Origin of the sequence: Pelomonas lactea (assembly GCF_043555885.1) — a bacterium.
Lineage (GTDB): Bacteria > Pseudomonadota > Gammaproteobacteria > Burkholderiales > Burkholderiaceae_C > Pelomonas > Pelomonas lactea.
In genome coordinates, this window is sequence record NZ_JBIGHX010000045.1 from 1 (window position 1) to 255 (window position 255).

At 78.8% G+C, this 255-nt stretch carries 1 protein-coding gene; it reads left to right on the forward strand.

Annotated elements, in window-relative coordinates:
• Positions 1-255, forward strand: a 255-nt coding sequence (locus ACG04Q_RS25670) for a hypothetical protein (protein WP_394514718.1), incomplete at both ends; no start/stop codon positions are given.

The window sequence follows — 255 nt, forward strand, 5'->3', positions numbered from 1 at the left end:
CGGTGGGGGTCAACCCCTTCGTCATCACGGCGACGCAGGCGCAGGCCACCCAGCGCCAGGCCGGCAGCTCCGCCGTGGCCGACGCGTCGGCCGCCGCGCTGGCACTGCTGGCCGACGACCGCGGCCGGCTGGACGCCGGCGCCACGCCGGCCCCGCTGCCGCGCACCGCCGCCGAGATCGCCCAGGACGAGGCCGACCGCGCCCGCGCGCTCAGCGATGCCTGGCTCAAGGAGCTGGAAGAGCGCGCCAAGGCGC